Origin of the sequence: Campylobacter concisus (genome assembly GCA_002092835.1) — a bacterium.
Taxonomy (GTDB): Bacteria; Campylobacterota; Campylobacteria; order Campylobacterales; family Campylobacteraceae; genus Campylobacter_A; species Campylobacter_A concisus_K.
This window is the reverse complement of the sequence record LVWL01000018.1, coordinates 22752-46651: the sequence shown is the minus strand read 5'-3', so window position 1 is coordinate 46651 and position 23900 is coordinate 22752. Positions and strand designations below refer to the sequence as shown.

The following is a 23900-nucleotide window of genomic DNA, read 5'->3' as shown; positions in this document are numbered from 1 at the left end:
GCTTGTGTAAAAAATTGATTACTGTATATTTATGCTACCAGCTGGAGTTGGCATATCGCCTTTTTCATCAGCAAATGGTGGCCCTTTTTGAAGCAAAGTGGTGATCTCAGATGCTACTTTTGGATCCATTTTTGCCATGATAGTAGATATCTTTTTGGCATCAAGAGCATAAAGTATGGTGGCTGCGTTTGATCTAGGCATTTTAGAGAGCACCTCAGCTGCCGCGCCATCTTTCATCTTAGAATACGACTCATTGACTTTATCACTAGTCATTGTGCGAAGTTCTTTTAAAATTTTCTCATTTTTGGCGACCACTTCATCGATCTCTTTGCGTTTTTGCTCGATCACTTTCATTGTCGCATTTAGATCAGCTTCTTTTTTGGCAAGCTTTTTATTATTTTCTTCATAGGCTGCTGCTGAGCTTGCGCGAAATACCTCTAAAGCTTGGCGCTGTTCATCTATGATCTCAAGTTCCTTTGAAATTTCTTCTTTTCTGGCCTCAAAAATTTGTGTGCAATCAACAGGCACTTCATAGCAAAATGCAAAATTTAGGACCGCAAAAAATAACAAAAATCCTCTCATCACTGCTCACTTTTAGTAACAAATTTCATTACTGCAAACTCATCAAGTGCAAGTGCTTCAGCCTTTTGTATGCGTTTTATCTCTTTTTTGAACTCTTCTTTTTCTAGATATTTCATCTTTTCGTACTCTAAATTTGCATTTTTATATTTATGCTCGTAATGCAAAACTTCTTTGTTGGCTATTTCAAGGCTCTCTTTGCAAGCATTTAGCTCCTGCCTTGTTATATTTATCAGCTCTAAATTTTCCTTTAGTTCGCCTATATTGCCACTTTTTGGCAAAACAAACTCGCCAAGTTTAGCTCTTAAACGCGATAAATTTTCTTCAAAATTTCTCACATTAAGCCTGGCAACGGCGAGCTTGGCCTCTACTTTGTCCATTTCTTGCTTTTTTACACGAACAATAGAGGTAAATTTGCTTTTCATCTAATGATCGTATCGCTTCTTTCAGGGCTTGTTGAAATGTAGCCGATCTTTACGCCAGTTAGCTCTTCTATTCTCTCGATATAAGCTCTTGCATTTGCTGGCAGATCTTCATATTTGCTTATACCTTTTACGCTATCCCAGCCTGCAAGTTCTTCATAGATAGGAGTTGCATTTTCAAGATCTGTCGGCATATAATCGATAGTTTCACCATTATATTGATAAGCTTTGCAAATTTTTACCACTTCAAATCCATCAAGTACATCAAGCTTCATAAGTGCATAAGTATCGACACCATCAAGTCTTGAAGCATATTTTACACTCACAGCATCAAACCAGCCACAACGTCTGCGGCGACCTGTTGTTGTGCCAAATTCCTTACCAATATCACACATCTTATCGCCACTCGTACCTTTATCTTCTGTTGGGAAAGGGCCAAAGCCAACACGAGTTGTATATGCCTTTATGACGCCTATTACTTCACCGATTTCTTTTGGATTTAGTCCAAGACCTGTGCAAGCACCTGCACTTATGGTATTTGAGCTAGTTACGTATGGATATGTGCCATGGTCGATATCTAAAAGCGTGCCCTGAGCGCCTTCAAGTAATACCTTTTTATTTTCATCAAGTGCCTTCCACACTAGGTTTGTAGTATTTGCGATAAATGGAGCCAAAACCTCTTTATATCTTTTTAGCTCTTCAAGCAATTCATTTTCATTAGGAATTTTTACACCAAGTGCGTCAAATACGCATTTGTTTGTCTCAAAATCATGCATCAAAGCATCGCACAAACGCTCTGGCTCAAGTAGTTCGCCTACTCTGTGACCGCTTCTACTTATTTTATCAGCATAAGTTGGTCCAATGCCTTTTCCAGTCGTACCGATTGCTTTTTCGCCTTTTAGTCTCTCTTTTGCTTGATCGATTTGGCTATGGTAGCTTAGATTTAAATGTGCTTTATCACTAATATAAAGCCTTCCCTCTAAATTTTCAAACTGAGCCATTTCAGTGATTAATACTTCTGGGCAAACAACAACACCATTGCCAATGATATTTATGATATTTTTATGCAAAATTCCGCTTGGAACAAGATGAAGCGCGTATCTAACGCCATCAACCCAGATCGTATGGCCAGCATTATGACCACCCTGTGAGCGACAAATCATATCATAGTTTAGTCCTAGCATATCAACTATCTTGCCTTTACCCTCATCACCCCATTGAACTCCAACTACTAAATCAGCCTTTCTCATTCTTACTTCCTTAAATTAATTTTTTCTTCTATCAATGCATCTGTATAAACAGCAAAACCACTATTTATTTTTCCGTCTATTTCGTAGCTACCGCCACTTGCTATTATGCTGTTATTTCTTAAAAATCTAAAAAATAAACTATCGTAATATCTCATTTTCGAGTAATATAGCGGAACTATTCTTAAATTTTTATATTCTAAATCGCTGGCTAAATTCCTTAAATTTTCAAGCGGTTCTTTTAGTTTGCTTGGAGAAATTTTAATCACCTCATCCAGTTCATCAACTGACTTTAAAAGAGCAAGAGCACTTAGCCATGGAACATTTTGAGATAAAATTTTTTCCATTTGTCCATTTTCAAAAATTTCAATAGGTACACTTAAAATTTCACAAATTACCCTTGGAATTTGTATATTGCTCACTTGCAAAAATGTATCCATTTTTAGCTCATTAAGAAGCTTTGCTACGATATTTATGCTTTTTAAAACATCATTTTCACCGATTAGCTCGGCTCCGATTTGATAAATTTCTTGGCTTGGATAGCGAAAGACTGGCTGGATATAAAACCATCTTTTTGATTCGTTTGCCTTTAGCCTTCTAAGCACGATCCTTACAGTATCTACCGTGCTATCAGCTCTTAGACTTATTTCGTGATTTAGACTATCGCTAAAACGCAAAAGATTTGTCGCATCTACACTTAAATGCTGGTGATATGAGAAAAATGGTGTTACGATCTCGCTAAAGCCTTCATTTTCTAAAATTTCACTAGCTTTTTGTTCGATTTGCCTCTTTAGCTTTGCGCTACTGGCAAAGTATAGCTTGCTTCCATTTGGGATTTCGTGCTCATAAACATTTAAAGCATTTTCATTCATTATTTATTCGCTCCACTCAAATTTAGATCATTGTCGCATAACAAAATTGCCTCATTAGCTAAATTTATTACGTTCTCTTTATCTATTTTTACAAGGATCGTATCTAAAATTTCAGCTAATTTTTCATTTATTGTTCTGATATCATCTACTTGATTTGCTATTTCGATTTTTAATTTTTCGCTTACTTTTTCATCGCATTTAAGCAAATTTATCAAACGAATCATAAGCTCTTTTGCACCTACTATTTTGCAAAGCATATTGTAGTTCTCATCATCTTGAAAATTTCTTACATTTAGCGGAGATGATAGAGCAAATTTAAATTTGAGCACATCATCCAGGCTAAGCTCTGGCGCAAAAAGCCGTCCCTGAAATCTACTAAAGCCAAATCCAACAAAAATTTCAAGCATGCTTTTATCTTCTAAATTCTTTATCATGACATCAAAATTAAATGTATCTGATACATACTTTATCATACGCATGGTCTTTAGCGCTTCTACTGAATCAAAAATTTGTTTGCAAAATCTTTTATCTATGTTAAATCTGTTTGTTTTTAACATGCCTAAAGCTTCTACCGAGCCTGAATAAGATGCAAAATCATCAAGCGAAAAGCTAACGCCTAGCTCCTTATAAGCATCAATATATCTAACAACATCATCTAAATTTACGCCACTTGCGGAGTCAACGATGTCTATGATTAGACCATTGGCGTCTAGTTGCTCATCTTTTAAAAGCTTTTTAAATTTCTCAAAAAACTCAGAAGTCATTAGCTTTTTAATGCATAAATTTACCCTAACTTTTGCATTTATCCCCTCTTTTAGCCATACAGCCCTAGCTTTTAAAGCATCTTTTAGTGTAAATAATGCGATAGCCAAAACTGCTTTTGAGCCTTTTGCAAGTGGCAAGAAGTCTGATGGCCTTAATATCTTATCGCCATTTTTCCATCTAATAAATGCCTCAAAGCTGCTAACTTCCCCACTTTTTATATCAATCTCAGGCTGATAAAGCAAGAACATCTCGCCAGCATCGATAGCTTCAATGATCTTTGAGTCATCTCTATATTCATTTTTAAAGTATGTATCTTTTTTCGAATTAAATACATAATATTTATTTTTTCCATTAAGCTTTGCTTGATACATAGCCCAATCAGCTCTTTCAATTAGATCATCAACGCTAAGTGCATCGCTACTTAAGCTAATACCAATACTTACGCTAAGTTTTTTTTCATTATCATCAATAGAAATTTTACTCTGACCCACTCTTAAGATGTTTTCAGCAGTTTCGTAAATTTCTCCCAAATTTTCATAAGGCATAGCACCTATAAACTCATCCCCGCCTATTCTTGCAAATATTCCTTGTTTTGGAAAAATTTCATCTATTTTTTTTGAAATTTCTATTAGGATTTTATCGCCTACTTGATGTCCGTATCCGTCATTTATCGATTTAAAATTATCAAAATCGACATAAAAGGCTGCTATTTTTAAGCTTTTTTTCGCTTGTTTTAGAAGATTTTCTAGCTTATTAAAAAGTAAAAATCTATTTGGTAGTCCAGTCAGCGTATCGTGATATGCGATAAATTCGAGATACTCTTTATTGTAGCAATCATCATTTGCGCTTGAAGCTAACAATATATATCCCTCTTGATCGACAAACGCGTTTAAAAGCTTGCTTATACTTATGACTTCGAGTCTATTTTTGCTTCGAACATCATGAATAAGACCTTGCCAAAAGCCAGTTATTTTAAGTGAATTTAAAATTTCATCTTTAATATCTTTTAGTCCGTTTTTAAAATTTATTATATCTTTTGAGTAAATTTTCTCTATAAAATTTTTATCTCTAGAAATATCAAGCGTATCGAAAAAAGCGTCATTAGCGTCTATGATTCTAAACTCATCATCAAGCATAATAATCTGCTCTTTTGCGTATGAGAAAATTTTTGCCAAAAGGTCTTGATAAGAAAAAAAGCTATTTTGCACACTAAGATCTTGCATTGTGCCCTTTATGACGCTTGCTTCACCATCATAAAAAGCTATTGCTTTTGCTCTAATCCTTACATAAATAATCTCTTTATCAGCCCTATAAAAACGCACTTCGCCATCATATACTTCACCTTTTTTTATAAGGTCAAAAAAGTCCTTAAAGCTTACAAATTCATCTACAAATATAGTTTTTGCACGTTCAAAATTTATACTCATATCCCCATTTAATGCATATCCGAGCGACTTGGCGATAGCATTTGGGATATAAAGGGTGTCGCTTTTTTTATCCCATGAAAAGACAAGCGCTTGGCTTGCCCAAAGTATGCTTTGAAAATATTTTAATTCAGCATCATATTTTTCTTGCAACTTTGCTATATCACTTAGGTCATTAAAAAAGTAGATGATTTTTTGCTCTTTATCAGCACCATTATCTATAAATTTTACTTTTATCTTAAATGGAGTTTTGTTGTTTTCATTTGTTTGCATATTGGCTACGAGATTGATTTCGCTATTTTTGCCGCCATTTTCAAAGAATTTTTTAGATTCATTAGAAACATTTACAGCAAACTCATCTAAACTTTCAGGGCTTATTAGATTTTTTAAATTTATAAGCTTCTTATCTTGTGGGACTTTAAAGACACTATCGATATTTTGCGTACTTCTTACGATAGAAAATGGATCGCTGCTTAATGCTTCTGCTATTACATTTGGCGATAAAAACGAATAATCATTTATTGCTTCGTTATCCTTTTTCGTAAATTTTTCATCGTCAAGCTCGTGTATAAGCATAAAATTTAGCCTAGAATCCCTTAGTTCGATCTGTGACTCTTGTAAAAATCCCTCTTTAGTGCTGCCATCTTTTGTTTTTAGCTTGATTTTAAAACTCATATCGCTATTTTGAGCGTCTTGTTTCATTTGCATAAACAATGCAAAATCGCCATCTATTAAATCATTTAAATTTAGCTCTATAATCTCATCTTTTGTGTAACCAATGGAAGACAAAAATGCATTACTAGCATCAATAATATCGCCGCTATAAGCATCATAAACTACTATTTTTAAAAAGCTTTGCTCAAAAATATAGCCAAATCTACTTTTGTATTCTTCTAGCCCATCAGTTGCTTTTCTGGTTTCTATCTTTAGCTTGTTTATTCCATTTTTTATATCTTCAAATTCTGTTACATTAAGGCTTCGTCTTATCTCGTATTCATTGCCATCTAAAGTATCTCTTACCTCTTTTAAAGCTGGCATTATTCTATTTTTTATAAATTTCACATCTCTAACCCATAAAATCAAAGAAGATATAAAACAAAAGATCGATAGCCAAAATAACACAAACTGCATAAAGATATGAAAATGCTTCGTTGAAGCGGTAATAACAAAAATTTTATACTCTGGCATATAGCTTATGAGATAAAAGCTCATATGGCTTAAAGAAAATATTATTTTATCCTCTTTAAACTCGTCGCCAAGACTCACATAAGGCAAAAACATCGATTCATCAAATTTTTTATAAAACTCATCTCTTGATAAATTTCCATATTTATCCACCAAATAAGCATAAGTTTTGCTTTTCTCATCGTAATCTACAGTAGCGTAGCTTTGCAAAAATTTTATATCAATTTGAACTAAAATGCTGCCTCCATTTTTTAGTCCATAAGATGCATAAATATCTCTAAAACGATTATTTTTATAAACTCGATCTGATACTGTAAATTTCCCAGCATCTGCCTCGTTTAAACTAAGCCAAGATAGATCCTTTTCGGCTATGTCATCAGCACCTAAAAATCTCTTTGAATAGATTAAATTTCTATTTTTATCAAAAACGTAAAAAGCTATATAAAGATCGTTTTTTGTTGAATTTTTATCAAATAGCATATCGCTAAGACCTGCTTCAACCATTTTTGATTTTAAAAATAGATCGTTTTTTATTATAAAAAAGCTATTTGAGATTGATGATTTTATATTCGAATTAGTTGAGCTAAGATCATACTTTATATCGTTCGTACCGGCACAAACTACAAATAATGCTAAAAATATAAATGAGAGTAAAAGTAAAATAGACTTTGTATAAAACATTTTTACTATTTGAAGGCTGGTTTTTTGTTTCTCAAGCACGATAGACACCTCGTTAGTTTAGGTTTTGGCTCTGATTTTATCCCATTTTTACTTGATTTGGGTTTATAAAGATAAGTATTTATTTAGAATTTATTGATTTATTTAAAATTGAGCCAAAAATTTATTTAAAATTTGGCTCAAATATCTTAATAAATCCAAGTAATGATATCAGAAATTTCTCTACGAAGTTTTTTTGGTTGTGGATTTAGGCGGTAGCCAAATGGCACCATGATAGCCACTCTTTGAAAGCTCTCATCAAGCCCCAAAAGTTCATTTAAAGCGTGTCTGTCAAAGCCTTCTATCGGGCAACTATCAATGCCCAAACTTGCAGCTGCATTCATCATATTTGTAGCAATTATCATGCATTGTTCATGTGACCACTGAAATGTTAGCTCATCATCATTTTTAAAATTTGCCAGCAAAAAGTCGTGATAAAATTTTTGCCTTGCAGCAATGGCTTCAGGATCTTTATTGGTATTTCTAGCGATCATTTTATTAACGTAGGTGCTTCCAAATTTTACCTCTTTGATCTTAGCTAAAACGACAGCTAAATGTGAGCAAGATGTGATTTGCGCTTGATTCCATGAAAGAGCTTTTATTTTTTCTCTAAGCTCTTTATTTTGAACGACTAAGATATCCCACTGCTCAAGGCCAGTTGAACTAGGGCTTAACCTACCAGCTTCTAGTATAAAATCAAACTCTCCAGCACCGATTTTTTTGCTTTCGTCAAAAACCTTGCAAGCATGACGAAATTTTAAAATTTCAAGATAATTCATCATCTCTCCTTTGTAGTTTTTGAAATTATAGAATGGTTAAGTAAATTAAAAGATTTCACTAACACAATGAGATAGCATGCTATTTTTAAAATTTATCTTAAAAATATACCAAACTCGCTCTTTGATACCGCGGAGCCAACAATAGCCGAGCTTTCATAGCCTACTTCTTTTAAGCGTTTTACTACGAGCATCGCGTCCTTTTCGCCAACTGCGAGCAAAAGCCCACCTGAAGTTTGTGCGTCAAATAGTAAAATGTCAGCTTCTTTGTCTATAAAATGCTTTGCAAATTCGCGGTTTTTATAGCTTCCTTCTGGAATAATGCCCATATCTGCAAATTCCTTTGCGCTTGCAATGATTGGCACGTTTTTTTCATAAATTTCAAAACTGATATTTTCATTTAGCATTTCGCTTAAATGTCCCAAAAAGCCAAATCCAGTCACATCAGTGGCACCGTAGACTTTGATGCCATCAAGTGCTTTTAATGCATAAAAATTTAGCTGTGCCATGATAGTTGCAGCCTCTTTTATTTGCTCCATGCTTAATAAATCAGCCTTTATTGCTGTACTTAAAATACCGCTTCCAAGTGGCTTTGTAAGTATCAAAACATTGCCATTTATAGTTGTATTATTTGCCCAAAATTTATCAGGATGCACCCTTCCAGTAACGCTAAGCCCATAATACATCTGCTGTGTCTCGATCGTATGTCCGCCAACAATAATGCCACCACACTCTTTTACTTTATAGGCTCCGCCTTGCAAAATTTCTCCTAAAATTTCAGGTGCCAAGTTGCAGCTATCAAAACCTACGATATTTAGAGCATTTATCACCTCACCACCCATTGCAAAAACGTCGCTTAGGCTATTTGCAGCAGCGATTTGTCCGTAAATAAATGGATCATTTACCACAGGCGTTATAAAATCAAGCGTTTGAACAAGTGCAAGATCACTTGAAATTTTAAAAACACTCGCATCCTCATTAGAATTGGTGCTTGAGAGCAGATTTGGATGAGATAAATTTAAACTACTAATCGTTTTGTTTAGACCCGACGGGTCAAGCTTAGCAGCTCAACCAGCGGCTCTAACGAACTGCGTAAGCTTTTTATCGTGATAGATCATAGTTTGATTTGCTCGTGAGTTGAGAGTATGTCGATGATCTCATAAGCATTTGAAATTTCGCCAATCGCAAGATCACTTACTAGCTTATAAGCCTCCAAGCAACTTCCGCAGCTTAAAATTTTAACACCAGCAGCTTCAAGATCTTTAAGCGGCTTAAAGCTTGGGTGTGAGCGATTTGTTGTCATTTTCACAGCGTTATTTACGCAGATTATTATCTTTGGTTTTTTCTCGACTTGAAGAAAAGCTCCTAGGAATTTTGATAGTAAATTTATTCCCACTTCGCCACTTCCCGCGCGCTCTTCATTCAGATAGAGTACTTTATTATTTTTTGGTGTTATGTCGCAGACAAACTCATCAAAATTTGTAAGCTCAAGCGCATTTTTGCCTTTTGTAGCTAAAATTTTAGTCTCGTTGCCATTGCTTTCTAGGCTAAATTCTATATTTTGATTTTTTAAAAATCTTGAAATATTTTCTTTTGGGGCTAGTGCATTTACCAAAATTTCTAAGCTTTCGCCTTCACTTAAACTATCAAGTGCATTTTTTGTCATTATGACTGGTTTTGGACACTCTAAATTTCTACAATCAATTGTTGTCATGATTTTCCTTTTGCAATTAGTATTTCAAACCTTGAAACTAGTTTGGATTATAGCCAAAAAAATATTAATTATTTTAAAAATTTTAATGTATAAATTTGAGATAAAAGAGAGCTTTGACCTCGCTTACTAGCAAGGTCAAAGTAAAGTTAATTATTTTAAATTTGTATAAGACTTTTCATAATCAGATACTGGAATTTTATTCTCTCTAACGAGCTCTTGATACCAGTAGTGATGAAGAACATAAACTTCTTCTTCCTCTTTATATCCAGTAATCATCGACCAAATAGCACCATGAATAGCAATAGCTGCCATATAAATATGAACTAAGAAAAATACTGCACATGCGATGCCAAGACAGTTATGGATAATTACGCTGTATCTTAAAAGATCAATTTGTGTAAGACCAAACCAAGAAGCAACTGCTGGCTCTTTGAAGTCTAAGAAATACATAATCGCGCCAGTAATTATCATAACGATACCACCAGGGATAGCGATCCAGTACCATGCTTTTTGACCAGCATTAAATTTACCAGCCGGAACAGGTCTCTTTTTCTTTGATAAATAGCCACCAACTATCATCATCCATCTGATATCATAAATTGCCGGAAGCATTCTCTTTGTCCAGGTAAATAACATAGGAAGCACAGAAACAGCAAAGATCACAGTTGCTATATCGTGCAAATATCTACAGAAACGCACAAATGTTCCACCGCCAAGCTCTGCACCCCACATAATGATGATACCAGTTGGCACTAAAATGATCCATGAGATAGCTGCCAAACCATGAGCTATACGTATGATCAATGAAAAAGCAAATACCTTTTTACCATCATGACTAAAATGTTTTGGTCCAATGATTAAAAAGTGTAATGCAAATGCTCCAATAACAGCCAAAATGATAGAAAGTGCTGCTATTGCAAAATAATCATTACCTTGGATAAAAGTAAATATCGGACCCCAGCTATGCTCATAAGGCTTGATATTTTCTATCCTCTGTGCTGCCCAAATGGTGCTGTCAAATTGATTGACGCCAGTTGGTCCCTCAATGGCCATTGCCGCAACAGACAATGTAAAAAGTAGAGTAAGAATTCTCGTCATTTTATTCCTTTATTTGCATAAAACTTAATGATTTGAGCTTTTAGTTAAATATGCTAAAATCACATAGTTATGCTGTTTTAGTTGTTATTATATCAGAGCTAATCACAAGTAAACCTTAGTAAAAAAAATTACTAATAATTTGATAAAATATATTTAAGTTTTGTTAATTTTTTACTAGAATATACCTAAAAATTTATTATCTAAATTTTAAAAACAATTTTCAGTTATCTCAATTTTTTAGATAAAAATTCTTTCAAAATTTATATTTTCCCCTTTATTTCTTAAAAATTTAAACTAAAATATCAAAGTATTTTTGAAATTTCTATCCAAAAGGCAGAGCGATGAATCTATTTTGTCTTCTTTTTGATGATTACGAGACACTTGATCTCATGGGTCCTGTAGAGTTTTTTAGCAAGAGTACCTGGAATAAATCTAAATTTTGTATCGTTTAATGGTAAGCAATAAAAAGTAAGCAAGGCTTTGAAGTAAAAACAAAAAAGCTGGTCACTTTACCAAAAAATAGTATTTTGCTGGTACCTGGTGGTCAGGGCACAAGGATTTTAGTAAAAGACAACGAGTTTATATCACATCTTAAAGAGTGTGTTTTGGCTTCAAAATTTTGCCTTAGTGTCTGCACTGGCTCAGCTTTGCTAGCTTGCACTGGAGTGCTTGATGGGCTAAAAGCCACATCAAATAAAAAGTCGTTTGAATGGGTAAAACAGTGCCGTGATGCCGTAAAATGGCAATCACACGCCAGGTGGGTAAAAGATGATAAATTCTACACCGCCTCAGGTGTAGCCGCTGGCATGGATATGGCTCTTGGCTTCATAAGTGACCATTTTGGTAAAGAATTAGCTCAAAATATTGCAAATGAAACCGAATACAACTGGCAAAAAAGCTCAAAGATAGATAAATTTGCCAAAATTTATGGGTATTAAATTTAAGGTGGCTTGTGACTTTTTGATAAAGTTAGAAATTTACTAAATTTAAAAAGGATAGTAAGCCAAGATAGCTTTACAAAAGTATTGAGCTAAATTTTATAGATAATAAATTTAAATCAGTTTGGAGTTCGTAATCGGGCTTTAAATTTGCCAAATTTAATTAATAAGTTTAAATTTTGAAAACGAAAATAGCTTCAAGATAAATTTTAAATTTAGGCAGCTCAAAGCCCTTTTAGCAAAATTTGCAAGGTAGATAAATTTGACCTATCTTAAATTTAAAAAGCCAAATTTACCTTCAAAAAAGCAAAATTCTAGTTCCTGCGCCTATACTCTTCGTAGTCTAGCTCGCGGATCATTTTTATCTCGCCATTTTCTTTTAAAAGAAGAAGATCAGGCAGTTTTATGCCGTTAAATGTCGTGTTTTTCACGATAGTGTAGTGAATTTGATCTTCAAAGATGACTCGGTCACCAATTTTTAGCTCGCTATCAAATTTATACTCCGCATCGTCCGCTTCAAGACCCACTATATCGCCAGCTAAGCAGGTATTACCACCAAATCTATAAGCAAATTTGCCATTTTTACTCTCACCTCTAACTGCTGGGCGGTAAGGCATGAGCACGGTATCAGGCATGTGCGCCTCGGCTGAGGTGTCAAGGATGGCGATATCTTTCTCGTTATGCACGATGTCAAGCACGCTACTTATCAAAAAGCCAGTCTGCCAGCCCACGGCCTCGCCAGGCTCCAGATAGACCTCTACGCCATATTTCTCGCGAAAGCGCCTAACTATCTTTATAAGTAGCTCCACATCGTAATCAGCCCTCGTGATGTGATGTCCTCCGCCCATGTTTATCCATTTCATCTTTGGGATAAACTCGCCAAATTTCTCCTCAAATGCCTCTAACACGGTCTGCAAGCTACTCGCACTCTCTTCGCAAAGCGCGTGAAAATGAAGCCCGCTAATGCCATCAAGAAACTCAGGTTTGAAATTTGCTCTCGTGATGCCAAGCCTGCTAAATTTACCGCATGGGTTGTAGCTGTCAGTCGGGGCTAGCGAGACCTCTGGATTTACGCGCAGGCCGCAGATGATGCCGTTTTGCAGGGCAATGCCTTTAAATTTTTGCCACTGCGCAAAAGAGTTAAATGTAATGTGCTTTGAAATTTTTAAAATTTCATCAAAATCCTCATCCTTAAAGGCTGGACTATAAGTATGAATCTCGCCTTTTACGTATTCGTTTGCAAATTTAGCCTCGTGAAGTCCGCTACAAGTCGCGCCGTCAAGATAAGAGCCCACCATATCCATCACACCGCTAAATGCAAAGCCCTTAAGTGCTACTAAAATTTTAGCTCCGCTTTGCTCTTTTACGTACCTTAAAAGCTCTAAATTTTTACGTACTTTGGCCTCTTCGCAGACGTAAGCTGGGGTTTTTATGCTCTTTAAAATTTCATTCATTTTTGTTCGCTTTTTAAATTTTTAAATAAGTATATCTAAATTTATTTTTAAGTAAAATCAGCAAAAATCTCAAAGGATAAAACGTGGTAGAGATCGAATTTCTTGGGCCTATCGGGCTTGATAGTATAAAAGTAGAAGCAAAAAATTTAGGCGAGGTAAAGGCAGTTTTAAGCGAGAAAGAGGAGCTTAAAAAGTGGCTAAATATCTGTGCTGTGGCTGTAAATGACGAGATCGTAAGTGATATAAATTTCGCTCTTAAATCAGGCGATAAAATTTCTATTTTACCGCCAGTTTGCGGGGGCTAAGATGCAAATTTATAATGGAAGCTTGGACGTTCAAAGCATCACAAACGAGTGGTATGAACGCTTTAAAGATAAAAACTGCGGTGCGCTCATCACTTTTGTTGGGATCGTAAGAGAAGAAGGCGGCATTTCGGCGCTTAGTTTTGATATCTATGAGCCGATCCTTAAAAAATGGCTAGATGCTTGGCAGGAGCGAGCCAAAAAAGAAAATGCCTACGTACTCTTTGCTCACTCAAAAGGTGATGTGGCCGTGCATACAAGCTCTTATGTTGCAGGCGTTGTGAGCCCTCAAAGAAAGGTCGCGCTAAGGCTTATAAACGAGTTTGTCGAGGACTTTAAGGCAAATGCGCCGATCTGGAAATATGACGTGATAAATGGCGAGAGAATTTATGCAAAAGAGCGCAGCCAAGCGATAAATGGTGCTGGAATTTTAGCTTAAAAGGAAAAATGATGATAACAAAAGAGAGTAAAAAAGATGTATTTTGGGCGCTAGCCTTTGGGCTTGGACTTTTTATATTTAGCATCATTGGCTACTTTTATCTAGCTCTTGGCACAGCGTCTCTCTTTGGCATCATCATTGGCGCTCTCTCAGCGTTCTTTTGTGTTAGAAAAATTTTTCAAAACAACTTTTTACGTATTGAATATGATGGATTTATCATCACAAAAGGCTCAAAAAGTATAAAATTTTACTTTAAAGATATCGACGAAATCGCCATTAAAAGTTTTGGCGATAAGAAAAAAGTCGAAACTTTAAGCGTAAAATTTAAGAAAAACCGTCTTGATAGAGATGCTTGCTTTGGGTTAGTGCAACCACTTGGTGATGATTTGATCATCATTTTTGATAAATATGAACTCTCAAAATTTACCATTTCAAAAGAACTAAGAGATAGGCTTAATAATTTTAGAGCATAATTAAATCAACCTATGATTTAAAATTTTATACATTTTTCACATTAAATTTACACCATTTAGCTACTCTTGCAAAAATAAAATCAAGCATTTTATCTACAATAAGCTCGTAAATGTGGATTAAAAATTTAAAGGATGACTTACATCAACTTTTATAAAGGCTTTTGCTACTACAATTCTGATAAAAGAAATCATAATTATATCTTTAAAAAGGAGTTTACATGAGGCCCATTTTAAGCCTAGCAGTTCTTTCATCACTGCTTCTAGCAAATGAAGCAAATTTAGACGTTATAAAGCCTATTAGAGAATTTGTACCGCCACCAGTCATCACGCCAAACGTTGCACAAAGTGCCTTTGTGGAAAATCAATTTGACCGCACTCAAAGAGGCGAATACCCATTTGTTACAAATTTGCTTGATAACTCAGCTGATATGTTTCATATCTCGGCTGGAATGTATGGCAAAAGCTTTTACAATTCATCACTTTTTAAATATCGTGGCGCAAATTTTTACACCATCTTAAATGCAAATTTCACCAAAGCAAATAATTATAAAGATGGAACTATGGCTACAATAGACAAGGTCAAAGCGCTATCTTAGGCTTCGTGCCAAATGATCTTAGCGAGCTTAGACTTACGTTTTTAAGGGATAATATCGATAAAGACAAGCAGCCAGAGCACGTGATGGATGCCTTAAAACGACAAGAAAAGTTGGCAAGCTAAATATTAGATTAGGCGAAGAAGATCTTTCAAATACGCTAAATTTCGAATTTATCCTAAAAAAGGTTGAGCGAAAAGCTGATAATTTTCATCTAAGAGATGCCACCCAAAATGTAAAAGTGGATTTAAAGAGAAATATATTTGAGGCAAATTTAAAGTATGACGCTGACTTTGCAAGCTTTCACAATCAAATAGGCGCTGGCTTTGAAAAAGATAAACATGACGGCAAAAGATACATGAAGCAAGGCAATAACTGGGTCTTTAACGGATACAGATTTGCTGATGTTAGAAATGATAAATTTATGCTCTTTGACACACTTGCTTATAAATTTAATGAAGCAAACGAAGCTTCTCTTGCCTTAAAATATGAAGAGCAAAGAAGTAAATTAAATGGCATCGACACTAAATTTTTTGTGCAAAATCCGATCGCACCTAATACCACTCGCAAATTAATTCGCCAAATTTACGGTGAAGACGTAAGCGATAAGATCAAAAAAGACGCTTTTAGTGCAAGCCTAAAATATAAATTTACGCCAAACGATAAGGATAGCTACTTTGCAAAACTTGAAAGTTTATCTCGTTTGCCAAGCAACATGGAGCGTTTTAACGCACTTTATGGTGCAGGCGATAACGGCTGGATAGCAAATCCGAATTTAAAGCCAGAAAGACACAACAGAGCGGTTCTTGGCTTTAAATTTGGCAGCCAGTTTTACAAAGAATACCTAAACTCGCTTCAAAACAAAGATGCATTTAGCTTTGGAGGACATTTCATCGCTGATAGCGTTAAAAATTTGATCATTTTTGATAGACGCCACTCAAAAGCTGCCATGCCGCTAAACAAAAATGCCGTCATCTCAAGAAACGTTGATGCAACGCTTTATAGTGTAAATTTCAATACAGAATATAGCTTTGCAAGACATTTTGGCTTAAAAAGCTCACTTTACTACAACTACGGACAAAACAAAACTGATGGCAGACCACTTTATCAAATAAGGCCTTTTGAGGCAAATTTTGCATTTGACTACAAAGACTATGCAAGCTTTGGCAGCTATAATCTTGGCACCGCACTAAGGCTAGTTTCAAAGCAAACTAGAGGTGATTTTAGCAAGCAAAATGGCTTGGGCATCGATAAAAAAGAGGCGGCAAAAGGATTTGGCTTGCTCGATCTTTATGGCGGCGTAGAGTTTAAAAACAAAGTTGGCATAAGATTTGGCGTAGCAAATTTATTTGACAAAGATTATGCAGAATTTATCAGTGGCGATCACGTGGCAGCCCTTGATCCAGTAGTCGTTCATGCCCCTGGCAGGACATTTTTCATTAGCTTTCACAGCAGTTTTTAAAGGAGAAAAAGATGTTAAATAGAAGAAAATTTTTAGGACTTAGCACAGCTTTAGGCGTTAGCGCATTTGCACCAAATTTATTTGCAAAAGAGAGCTTTACTATGTGGGGCGCACCAGCGATCCCAAGTGTCATAATGGCAGTTGCTGCGCTGCAAGGCGAGTTAAATAAAACTTATGATGTAAGTCTAAATATATGGAAAACACCAGATCAGCTTCGTGCAGGCGTAGCTAGCGGAGATATCAAGGTCACGATGTCGCCATCAAATGTCGCTGCAAATTTAAGAAATCAAGGGCTTGATTTTGCGATGTTAAATTTACTTACACTTGGCGTTATGAACGCTATGGTTAAGGATGAAAAGATTAAAAATTTAGAGGATTTTGTAGGCAAAAAGCTCATCATGCCATTTCGAGGCGACATGCCTGATCTTGTTTTAAGAGCGCTTTGCAAGAAGCGAGGCATAGACGTTAGCAAGATAGACATCACCTATACAGCAACGCCACCTGAAGCTCTGCTTTTATTTTTACAAAAAGATTTTGACATTTTAATAGTCCCACAACCTCTTGGTGAAGCGACTATTTTGCGTGGTAAAAAAGCAGGCGTTAGTGTGCATTATTCAGTTGATTTTCCAAAAATTTGGGGCGAGAGTTTTGGTACAAAACCGATAATCCCAATGGCTGGCATTATCGTAGAAAGAGGCTTTTACGAGAAAAACTTAAGTCTATTTGACACGCTTCATAGTGATCTTAAAAATGCACTTTCTTGGATACTTGAAAACAAGCAAAGTGCAGCAAAGATAGGCTCAAGCTACTTGCCAGCTCCAGAAGTAGCACTTGCAAATGCTTTTGACAAGGCAAATCTAACAGTGACAAAAGCAAATGAACTGCAAAATGAGATCATGGCATTTTTTGAAGAAATTTATCAGTTTAATCCAAAATTTCTAGGCGGTAAGATGCCAGATAAAGGTCTATTTTTATGATACTAATCGATGGCATTAAAAAAGATCGCTCAAGCTTTTTAAAAATAATTGACTATTTTTGGGGCGGATTTAGCGGATTTGCCGTAGTTTTTTTGATCTTAGCCATTTGGCAAGTGGGAAGCGAGTTTAGCTCCCCACTCTTGCTTCCGCCACCAAAAGATGTATTTTTAAAAGCCTGTGAAATTTTAAAAGATTATAAAAACAGCGAGATAAATATAACGCTTTGCAGATCACTGATCGGAGTTTGCTCGGCAACATTTTTTGGTATATTTCTAGGGTTAATAGCAGGTAGCTTTAAAAGTTTTGCGGCCTTTTTAAAGCCTGTTATTACATTACTTTTGTCAATGCCGCCGATTATTTGGATAGTGCTTGCTATTTTTTGGTTTGGATTTGGAAATTTTAGCACCGTTTTTACTATCTTTATAACCGTTTTACCACTTACTTTCGCAAGCTCAGCAGTTGCTATGAGTAGCGTAGATGAGGAGCTAAAAGAGATGTTTGACGCTTATAATCTAGGAATTTTAAAAAAGATAAGACACCTTTACATCCCGCATCTTACAAGCTACATAATAAGCTCTATTAGCGTAGCTGTCGCAATGGGCGTAAAGATAGTGATAATGGCTGAGCTACTAGGTGCAAATAACGGCATGGGAGCAAAGATAGCAAATGCAAGAGCAATGCTTGAAACAACCGAGGTAATGGCATATGTTCTTTTAAGTATCACTCTTATCATGCTCTTTGAATACCTCATCATTGAGCCACTAAAAATAGCTTTGATGCCTTGGAGAAGATGATGCTTGAGCTTAAAAACGTAGAGTATGAAATTTTAAGAGATAAGGTCGTAAGGAATTTTAGCCTAAATGTAAAAAGTGGCGAAGTGGTGACGCTTTTTGGGCCATCAGGATGTGGCAAAACAACGATACTTCGGCTTATTAGCGGACTAAATGAGCCTAGAAAAGGAAAAATTTTTAATAACTTTAAAAAGACTACATACTTTTTTCAAGAAAATCGCCTGCTAACATGGAAAAATGCTCTTGAAAATGTGCTTTTAGTTATGGATAAACCAGACATTAACGCTGTTTTAGAGCTTTTTAAAAAGGTTGGATTAAGCCAAAAGGACACTTTAAAATACCCAAGCGAGCTAAGCGGCGGTATGAGGCAAAGGGTAGCTTTCGTAAGAGCGGTCGTGACAAAGCCTGATCTACTTTTGATGGATGAGCCTTTTTCTGGACTTGATTATGATATGAAAGAAATTTTGATTGAGATTATTGGCCAAAGAGTGAGCGAAGGTATGAGTGTGGTTCTTGTCACACACGATAGAATGGAGGCTGTAAAGATGTCAAATAGAATTTATTTCCTATCAAGTAAAGGTGCAGTCATACAAAGAGAACTTGAAATAGACAAAGATTTCAAAGATCGTGATTTTACGTTTATTAGCAAGATGATAGATGAAAATTTCAAAGGGCAAATTTATTATGATTAATAACTTTTTTACTCATCCTATGAGGATATTTTTCTTAATGAGCGCCGCCTGTGCGGTGCTTGGTGCTAGTGTGTTTTTTACTCCAACTGATTTTGTGAGCTTGCATAAATTTATATTTTTGCAACTTTTTTTAGCGCTTGCTTATGCTGGATTTTTGCTAACTGGACTAACTGATTGGACAAATTTTCAAGCATCTTTAAAAATACATGCTTATATATTATTTTCACTCTTTTTTACAAGCTTTATCTTGGCATTTTTTAGCCTATTTTTAGCACATTGTTTTATCACTCTTTTTTGGCTTTACTTGGTTTTGCTTTGTGTTTATATGATCTGGCGAGATAAAAATGATGATCAATTTGGCGTACTTGGCTTTTTGTTTGGCATTTTAAGCTTTGAAATTTATTATCTAATAAGTGGCAATGAAAAATTTCTAAATTTACAAGTTTTTATCCACGTAATCGCTATTTTACTAATCTCTTACCGCGTTAGTGTCGTACTCGGAAAAGAAGCGCTAAAAAGAGAAAAAGGTATGGATGAAGCTGTTTTTGTGCCAAATTTTATCTATAAAAATATCGCTATCTGCTGCGTTTGTGCCTTTTTACTTTTAAATATATTTTTTGAAGCAAGCTTAGGTGTCTATTATGCTGCGATAGCTTGTGGAAGTGCGGTACTTGCAAAGCTTAAAGAGTGGCACTATAAAGAGCTTTTTAGGCATAGCTTTGTGCTTTTATACTATTTTATGCAACTATTTTTAGCGATTGGGTTTTTAGGTATCGGCTTTAGCGGCATTTTTGAACTCCATCTTGAGACAAATTTTATACATCTAATAGCGATAAATGCGGTAATTTTTAGCGTGATGCTTATATTTAATGTCGCAGGACTTCGTCACAGCGGACAAGAACTTGAGTTTTTACGCCTTAGTAGGATTGCTTTTATTTTAGTTCTTTTAGCTGGCATTAGTAGAGGAATTTTGGCTTATTTTTGGAGTGGCTTTTACATTCATTTGCCCGCAATGCTCATAGCAATCGCTTTTGTTTTTTGGCTCATAAATTTTTATGCGATCTTTAGGGATAACGATTTTAGTGATGATCCAGAATAAAAAGATATTAAAAATTTATTCATTAATTAAAAAGAGTTTTTAAGTCTTTTTTGAAGTAAGTGGATATATAATTTGCGATATTTATTATCAATATTATAAAAAGGATTCTTTATGAACAAACTTACTTCTGTTGCTTTAGCAGCTTCATTTTTTGCAGTTTCAGCTCTTGCATTTAGCGTAGAAGGTGAACCAAAGGTAACATTTACTGGCTACAAGCTAGCAAATAAGACAGCCGTACCAGGTACTTTTAAAACGATAAATTTTAAAAGTCAAGAAAATGCAAATTTTGCTGATTTTTTAAAGAGCTTTGAATTTAAGCTAGAGCCAAAAGATATCGACACAAAGCTGCCTGACCGCGATAAAAGGATTGGCATTATTTTCGATGGCAAGGCAGTAGATGGCAAGATCGTAGCAGTAAATGGCGACGATAAGGCTGGAGAAATGGATGTTGAGCTTAGCATAAATGGCAATTCAAAAACTTTTAAAACAAAATATGAAGTACAAAATGGCAAGCTAATGGCAAAATTTTCAGTTGATCTTGTAAATGATTTGAAGTTAAATGAGAGCTTTGATAAATTTGCTGCTGCTGCCAAACCATTTCATGGCGGAAAAAGCTATCCAGATGTAGATATTAGCTTTGAAGCAGTGATAAAATAACTTTCAAATTCGGCGCCAGTAAGTTAGCTTGCGCCGAAGTTACCTCCTTATCCTAGTTTCTTATTCTGTGATGCCGAAAAATCGAAGATGACGGATTTTTCATACAAAAAGGTGGCAAGAATGCGAAATTTTATTTTAAAGATATCGAAGAGATCGGCGTTCGTATGGTCGATGCCAAGCGCAAAATCGACGTTTTAAACGTAAGATTTAAACGAGGAAAGCTAGATCGCGACGCGGCTGATGGCCTCATGCAGCCTATTGGCGACGATGACGCCGTGATATACGACAAATACGAGCTCTCAAAACACGAAATTTTTAAAATTTTAAAGCAGAAATTTGAAGCGCTAAGTGCACAAAAAAGCGAAAATAAGAAAAAGTAAAATTTGGCTAGGCCCGCCGGCGCTAAATTTGATTTTTGGTTTTGGCGACCGAAAATTTGCGAATTTGACCAAAATTTGAGCCAAACCCGCAAGACTAAATTTATTTATTAAAATACACCGCGAGCACGCTTAGCCAAACAAACAGAGCTATTATCCAAGACATCGTTCACGGCGTACCCGCAGAAAACGTCCGCGAGTATCATGCAAAAAATAGCAAAAAGCAAGGATGCCACTACTGTATTGAAGAGCCTATAAGGGCAGCGTATTCGAGCGTAAGGTGTTTTTTTGGGGGGGGCGCTAGTTGTGAAAAAAAGTAGCTAAATTTTGTTGCTATGAACCTCAAATTCCTTTTAATCCAAATAAATTATATCAGTTGTCTTGAAACGACTTGCCCAATTTTCTATAGTTTTTGGAATTTTATTTTTGTATCTTTGTTCTGTTGTAAAGTAGTATACTTTTTCTACATCAGAGTAGGCGCCCCAAATTTCTTTATTATCATCTACCATTAAAATCGTAGCATAGTCACTATAAAATCCTGGAATAAATGCGTCAATTATAGTTGCTTTAAAGTCATCAAGATTATCAATGTACGCACTGCTACTACCAAAGCATTTTAGAAAATCTTCCCATTTGGATTCTGGACTATAATTTTCTAAATCATGTTTTTTATCTTTAGTGATTAATGCATATATTTTTGATAAAACAAAATCATCTATGATGTTGCCATAAAATGTAAAAATATCCTTTTGAAATTCATAAATACTGTCGAAATATGTACCTATGCCACACAAATTTTGACAGTTTATCGGCTCTATTTGAATTCCATCTTTTATTTTCACAAATTTAATTTTACTTTCGCCTTCTTCAAATATAGCTTCATTTTGTGATATAAATTTGGCATATTCATTTTCCAATATACCCAAATATGCTCCATTTTGAACTATTAAATCAAAAATAAAACCATTTTGTTTTACGTCTTTTATAAGCAAAGAGCCTGTATTGCTAAGCACAATACTACTTCGTTCCCATTTGCCCCACCATCTTTGATTAAAAACTAATCCAATTTTCTTAATAAAAAAATCCGCTATCTCTTTTGGTGTTTTGTTTTTGGCGCTTATATATGCCAAATTTCCATTAAGACCAGGCAATTCTGTATCATCAAATTTAACAGGAAGTATGTATTCTTGTTCTATTTCGTTTAGTGCTCTTACTTGAACAGATCGATATTCATGCCTAGTCCATTTTTTATTTTTATAATGCTCAGAAATAAAAACTATTGTATATTTAGCCTTATTTTGATAGATATCTTGAAGGTATTCAAATAAATTTTTACCCCAAATTTCATCTTGTTTAAAATCATCATAAAATACTTTTACACCAAAGTTTTTGAGGAAAACAGCAACCTCTTATACATACTCTCTATTTTCTCCAGCAAACGAGAGTGCGACATCATACTCGTATATTTTATTTTGTTTCATATTTCTCCTTTAGAGTTTATATAGTTCAAAAAATTAAATTACAAGTATATTATAAGAATCTTACTTTACTTCATGCCTCTCGCCCGGTTTCATTTCGATCATCTCCCACGGCAAGCCCTGTTTATTTAGCTCATCCATGAAAGGTTTGGCGTCGAAATTCTCCATATTAAAGACGCCTTTGCCGCTCCACATGCCCTTTGCGACCATCATCGAGCCGATCATCGCAGGCACGCCCGTCGTGTAGCTCACGGCCTGCGCGCCCGTCTCGGCGTAGCAAGCCTCGTGGTCGCAGACGTTGTAGATATAGACCTGGCGCTCTTTGCCGTCTTTTAAGCCACGTATCACGCAGCCGATGTTAGTTTTTCCCTTCGTGCGAGGACCGAGGCTCGCAGGATCAGGCAAAAGCGTCTTTAAAAACTGGATCGGAATTATTTTCACGCCGTTATGCTCTACCTCGTCGATGCGCAGCATGCCGACGTTTTCTAGGCATTTCATATGCATGAGATAGCTCTGCCCAAATGTCATGAAAAAGCGGATTCGCTTTAGTCCTTTGATGTTTTTTACTAAGCTTTCAAGCTCCTCGTGGTAGAGCAGGTAGCTGTCCTTGACGCCGACTTTCGGGTAGTCCCATTTGAACATTATTTCCATCGGCTCGGTCTCTTTCCACTCGCCGCGCTCCCAATAGCGGCCCTTTGCGCTTACTTCGCGCAGGTTGATTTCTGGGTTAAAATTCGTCGCAAACGGATAGCCGTGATCGCCCGCGTTGCAATCTAGGATGTCGATCTCATGGATCTCGTCAAATAAATTTTGCTGCGCGTAGGCGCAAAATACGTTCGTCACGCCCGGATCAAAGCCGCTTCCTAGCAGCGCCATCGTGTTTGCGGCTTTAAACTCGCCGTCCTTCGCCCACTGCAGCTTGTATTCAAATTTTGCCGTGTCGGGGTGCTCGTAGTTTGCGGTGTCGATGTATGGGATGCCGGCGCGAGAGCACGCGTCCATCAGTGTTAGGTCCTGATACGGCAGCGCGACGTTTAGTAGCAGCTCGGCGCCCGTTTTTTTGATTAAATTTACGACCGCGTCGGTGTCGTCCGCGTCGATCTGGGCGGTGTCGATTTGCACGCCTAGGCGGTCTTTGATAAACTTAGCGATCGCGTCGCACTTGCTTTTTGTGCGGCTTGCAAGGGTGATATTTGTAAAAACGTCCGAGTTCATCGCACATTTTACGGTTGCGACTTGGCTCACGCCACCTGCTCCGATGATTAAGATATTTGACATTTTTGGCTCCTTAAAATTTTAGTGATTTTAACAAAGTTAATATAAATTTCTCGCTTTAAAAGGTAAAATAAGGTAAAATTTAAAGGTAAAA

20 protein-coding genes and 3 pseudogenes are annotated in these 23900 nt (G+C 35.9%); 11 read left to right on the top strand and 12 right to left on the bottom strand.

All coding sequences use genetic code 11. The features are described from left to right. Positions 1–18 precede the first annotated feature (18 nt). The 9 genes from A3835_02010 to A3835_01970 form a co-directional block, all read right to left on the bottom strand. A complete protein-coding gene (locus A3835_02010; GenBank protein ID ORI08353.1) occupies positions 19–582 on the bottom strand; it encodes a 5'-nucleosidase in 564 nt (187 codons plus the stop codon). Continuing rightward, positions 582–1004, bottom strand: a complete 423-nt coding sequence (locus A3835_02005; protein ID ORI08352.1) for a hypothetical protein — start codon at positions 1002–1004, stop codon at positions 582–584. The genes A3835_02010 and A3835_02005 overlap by 1 nt, the downstream gene beginning before the upstream one ends. Next, positions 1001–2251 (bottom strand): adenylosuccinate synthase, encoded by a 1251-nt coding sequence (locus A3835_02000; protein ORI08351.1) that lies wholly within the window; start codon positions 2249–2251, stop codon positions 1001–1003. Before A3835_02000 ends, A3835_02005 begins: the two co-directional genes overlap by 4 nt. A gap of 2 nt (positions 2252–2253) precedes the next feature. Further along, positions 2254–3120, bottom strand: a complete 867-nt coding sequence (hisZ, locus tag A3835_01995; GenBank protein ID ORI08350.1) for an ATP phosphoribosyltransferase regulatory subunit — start codon at positions 3118–3120, stop codon at positions 2254–2256. After that, positions 3120–7214: a hypothetical protein gene (locus tag A3835_01990; protein ID ORI08349.1), complete on the bottom strand. Its 4095-nt coding sequence runs from the start codon at positions 7212–7214 to the stop codon at positions 3120–3122. The genes hisZ and A3835_01990 overlap by 1 nt, the downstream gene beginning before the upstream one ends. A gap of 146 nt (positions 7215–7360) precedes the next feature. Then, the gene (locus A3835_01985) at positions 7361–7990 is read right to left on the bottom strand and encodes an NAD(P)H-dependent oxidoreductase (GenBank protein ORI08348.1); all 630 of its coding nucleotides are present in this window, start codon (positions 7988–7990) and stop codon (positions 7361–7363) included. A 92-nt stretch (positions 7991–8082) separates the two neighbouring features. Beyond that, positions 8083–8988 (bottom strand): selenophosphate synthetase, encoded by a 906-nt coding sequence (locus tag A3835_01980; GenBank protein ID ORI08347.1) that lies wholly within the window; start codon positions 8986–8988, stop codon positions 8083–8085. A gap of 113 nt (positions 8989–9101) precedes the next feature. After that, the gene (locus A3835_01975) at positions 9102–9701 is read right to left on the bottom strand and encodes a selenium metabolism protein (GenBank protein ORI08346.1); all 600 of its coding nucleotides are present in this window, start codon (positions 9699–9701) and stop codon (positions 9102–9104) included. Positions 9702–9851: 150 nt separating this feature from the next. Beyond that, the gene (locus A3835_01970) at positions 9852–10799 is read right to left on the bottom strand and encodes a formate dehydrogenase subunit gamma (GenBank protein ID ORI08345.1); all 948 of its coding nucleotides are present in this window, start codon (positions 10797–10799) and stop codon (positions 9852–9854) included. A gap of 341 nt (positions 10800–11140) precedes the next feature. On the opposite strand from A3835_01970, the pseudogene A3835_01965 reads away from it, so the two are divergent. Continuing rightward, positions 11141–11737: pseudogene (locus A3835_01965) on the top strand (dimethyladenosine transferase). Between the two features lie 314 nt (positions 11738–12051). Here the strand turns inward: A3835_01965 and A3835_01960 are convergent. Then, a complete protein-coding gene (locus A3835_01960; GenBank protein ORI08344.1) occupies positions 12052–13191 on the bottom strand; it encodes a carboxynorspermidine decarboxylase in 1140 nt (379 codons plus the stop codon). Between the two features lie 83 nt (positions 13192–13274). On the opposite strand from A3835_01960, the gene A3835_01955 reads away from it, so the two are divergent. From A3835_01955 to A3835_01910, 10 genes and pseudogenes are all read left to right on the top strand, one after another. Continuing rightward, on the top strand, positions 13275–13496 hold the full coding sequence (locus A3835_01955) for a molybdopterin synthase sulfur carrier subunit (protein ID ORI08343.1): 222 nt from the start codon (positions 13275–13277) through the stop codon (positions 13494–13496). Position 13497: 1 nt separating this feature from the next. Then, complete coding sequence (locus A3835_01950) at positions 13498–13932, top strand: molybdenum cofactor biosynthesis protein MoaE (GenBank protein ORI08342.1); 435 nt, start codon at positions 13498–13500, stop codon at positions 13930–13932. A gap of 11 nt (positions 13933–13943) precedes the next feature. Then, complete coding sequence (locus A3835_01945) at positions 13944–14405, top strand: molybdate transport repressor (GenBank protein ORI08341.1); 462 nt, start codon at positions 13944–13946, stop codon at positions 14403–14405. A 218-nt stretch (positions 14406–14623) separates the two neighbouring features. Then, positions 14624–16460, top strand: a pseudogene (locus A3835_01940) (TonB-dependent receptor). Positions 16461–16471: 11 nt separating this feature from the next. Beyond that, positions 16472–17437: a hypothetical protein gene (locus tag A3835_01935; GenBank protein ORI08340.1), complete on the top strand. Its 966-nt coding sequence runs from the start codon at positions 16472–16474 to the stop codon at positions 17435–17437. Continuing rightward, complete coding sequence (locus tag A3835_01930; GenBank protein ID ORI08339.1) at positions 17434–18231, top strand: ABC transporter permease; 798 nt, start codon at positions 17434–17436, stop codon at positions 18229–18231. The genes A3835_01935 and A3835_01930 overlap by 4 nt, the downstream gene beginning before the upstream one ends. After that, positions 18231–18920 carry an ABC transporter ATP-binding protein gene (locus A3835_01925; protein ORI08338.1) on the top strand — a complete coding sequence of 230 codons (690 nt, stop codon included), beginning with the start codon at positions 18231–18233 and terminating at the stop codon, positions 18918–18920. Before A3835_01930 ends, A3835_01925 begins: the two co-directional genes overlap by 1 nt. Then, entirely contained in the window at positions 18913–20019 is a 1107-nt protein-coding gene (locus A3835_01920; protein ORI08747.1) for a hypothetical protein, read from the top strand. Before A3835_01925 ends, A3835_01920 begins: the two co-directional genes overlap by 8 nt. 111 nt (positions 20020–20130) lie before the next feature. Then, the gene (locus A3835_01915) at positions 20131–20676 is read left to right on the top strand and encodes a hypothetical protein (GenBank protein ID ORI08337.1); all 546 of its coding nucleotides are present in this window, start codon (positions 20131–20133) and stop codon (positions 20674–20676) included. 80 nt (positions 20677–20756) lie between these two features. Beyond that, positions 20757–21056: pseudogene (locus tag A3835_01910) on the top strand (molybdate transport repressor). A gap of 350 nt (positions 21057–21406) precedes the next feature. Here the strand turns inward: A3835_01910 and A3835_01905 are convergent. Together A3835_01905 and A3835_01900 are read right to left on the bottom strand one after the other, a co-directional pair. After that, on the bottom strand, positions 21407–22183 hold the full coding sequence (locus tag A3835_01905) for a hypothetical protein (protein ID ORI08336.1): 777 nt from the start codon (positions 22181–22183) through the stop codon (positions 21407–21409). Between the two features lie 411 nt (positions 22184–22594). Continuing rightward, on the bottom strand, positions 22595–23809 hold the full coding sequence (locus A3835_01900; protein ID ORI08335.1) for a saccharopine dehydrogenase: 1215 nt from the start codon (positions 23807–23809) through the stop codon (positions 22595–22597). Positions 23810–23900: the final 91 nt, after the last annotated feature.

Coding starts and splice junctions, on each gene's coding strand:
- A3835_02010 (ORI08353.1), bottom strand. CDS start 582: ATGAGAGGATTTTTGTTATTTTTTGCGGTCCTAAATTTTGCATTTTGC.
- A3835_02005 (ORI08352.1), bottom strand. CDS start 1,004: ATGAAAAGCAAATTTACCTCTATTGTTCGTGTAAAAAAGCAAGAAATG.
- A3835_02000 (ORI08351.1), bottom strand. CDS start 2,251: ATGAGAAAGGCTGATTTAGTAGTTGGAGTTCAATGGGGTGATGAGGGT.
- hisZ (ORI08350.1), bottom strand. CDS start 3,120: ATGAATGAAAATGCTTTAAATGTTTATGAGCACGAAATCCCAAATGGA.
- A3835_01985 (ORI08348.1), bottom strand. CDS start 7,990: ATGAATTATCTTGAAATTTTAAAATTTCGTCATGCTTGCAAGGTTTTT.
- A3835_01975 (ORI08346.1), bottom strand. CDS start 9,701: ATGACAACAATTGATTGTAGAAATTTAGAGTGTCCAAAACCAGTCATA.
- A3835_01970 (ORI08345.1), bottom strand. CDS start 10,799: ATGACGAGAATTCTTACTCTACTTTTTACATTGTCTGTTGCGGCAATG.
- A3835_01960 (ORI08344.1), bottom strand. CDS start 13,191: ATGAATGAAATTTTAAAGAGCATAAAAACCCCAGCTTACGTCTGCGAA.
- A3835_01950 (ORI08342.1), top strand. CDS start 13,498: ATGCAAATTTATAATGGAAGCTTGGACGTTCAAAGCATCACAAACGAG.
- A3835_01945 (ORI08341.1), top strand. CDS start 13,944: ATGATAACAAAAGAGAGTAAAAAAGATGTATTTTGGGCGCTAGCCTTT.
- A3835_01935 (ORI08340.1), top strand. CDS start 16,472: ATGTTAAATAGAAGAAAATTTTTAGGACTTAGCACAGCTTTAGGCGTT.
- A3835_01930 (ORI08339.1), top strand. CDS start 17,434: ATGATACTAATCGATGGCATTAAAAAAGATCGCTCAAGCTTTTTAAAA.
- A3835_01925 (ORI08338.1), top strand. CDS start 18,231: ATGCTTGAGCTTAAAAACGTAGAGTATGAAATTTTAAGAGATAAGGTC.
- A3835_01920 (ORI08747.1), top strand. CDS start 18,913: ATGATTAATAACTTTTTTACTCATCCTATGAGGATATTTTTCTTAATG.
- A3835_01915 (ORI08337.1), top strand. CDS start 20,131: ATGAACAAACTTACTTCTGTTGCTTTAGCAGCTTCATTTTTTGCAGTT.
- A3835_01900 (ORI08335.1), bottom strand. CDS start 23,809: ATGTCAAATATCTTAATCATCGGAGCAGGTGGCGTGAGCCAAGTCGCA.